Raw genomic sequence first — 1,214 nt, forward strand, 5'->3', positions numbered from 1 at the left:
CTAGTGTCCTGAACCAGAAGTTCGCGACATCGGGTCGTTTTCTGCGGGGGCATTGTATCGGCAGAAGCGTTCGATGGAAGCAAGGATGTCATCGGCGGACTTAGTCCATCGGAACGGTTTTGGATTGGCGTTGTGTCGTTCGATGAACGAGGCGATGTCCGCCCTGAGGGCTGCTACGCTGCGATAGACGCCGCGCCTGATCTTTTTATCGGTGAGGAGCGCGAAGAAGCGCTCGACCTGGTTGAGCCATGACGAACTGGTCGGGGTCAGGTGCACGTGCCAACGCGGCCTTTTGGCCAGCCATCTCCGGATCATTGGGGTCTTGTGCGTGGCGTAATTGTCCATGACGAGATGAACGTCGAGTTCGCGCGGCACGGCAGCTTCGATCTCATCGAGGAACTTGCGGAACTCAGCAGCACGGTGGCGTCTATAGCACTTGCCGATGACCCGTCCGCTCGCAATGTCGAGGGCGGCGAATAGCGATGTGGTGCCGTGCCTCGTGTAGTCATGGCTTCTTCGGGCCGGCTGGCCGGGACGCATCGGCAGCATCGGCTGACTGCGATCCAGCGCCTGGATTTGGGACTTCTCATCCACACATAGAACGATAGCGTGCTCCGGTGGCGAGACGTAGAGGCCCACAACGTCGCGCACCTTGGCCACGAAGTTTGGATCGGTCGAGAGCTTGAACGTCTCCATCCGGTGCGGCTGGAGCCCGAAGGCCCGCCAGATGCGTTGTACCGTCGACACCGATAGTCCGCTGGCCTTCGCCATGTCGCGAGAACTCCAATGGGTGGCGTTCTGCGGGCAACTCTCCAACGTCCTCACGATCACGGCTTCGATGCGAGCATCGTCAACCGTACGTGGCGCCCCGGAGCGCGGCTCGTCGTGCAGCCCGTCCACACGCCGCTCCACAAAACGCCGCCGCCACTTGCCTACCGTCGATCGGTCCAAGCCCAGCTTGGTCGCCACTTCTTTGTTCTGACTGCCTTCCGCGCAGGTCAGCACGATCCGGGCTCTCAGAGCCAGCGCCTGCGCTGTCTTCCGCCGCATCGTCAGCGACTTCAGTTCGGCACGCTCTTCATCGCTCAATGTCAGGGGCGCAAGTTGCTGGACCGCCATCAGATCCTCCGTCGCTGCTGCAGCCTCCATCCTTGGCACGGCGACGTGAATCTACTGCGAATCTACGATTGCGAACTTGTGACTCAGGACACTAG

The 1,214-nt window shown here is 61.0% G+C and carries 1 protein-coding gene; it reads right to left on the reverse strand.

The window, feature by feature from the left end:
• Nucleotides 1–1,119 (reverse strand): IS630 family transposase, encoded by a 1,119-nt coding sequence (locus OC450_RS34250; protein WP_262049475.1) that lies wholly within the window; start codon nucleotides 1,117–1,119, stop codon nucleotides 1–3.
• Nucleotides 1,120–1,214: the final 95 nt, after the last annotated feature.

It is taken from the genome of Bradyrhizobium sp. Bra78, assembly GCF_024519855.1.
Taxonomy (GTDB): domain Bacteria; phylum Pseudomonadota; class Alphaproteobacteria; order Rhizobiales; family Xanthobacteraceae; genus Bradyrhizobium; species Bradyrhizobium japonicum_G.

Excerpts from the sequence above, each read along its gene's own strand:
- OC450_RS34250 (WP_262049475.1), bottom strand. The coding sequence starts at position 1,119 with ATGGCGGTCCAGCAACTTGCGCCCCTGACATTGAGCGATGAAGAGCGT.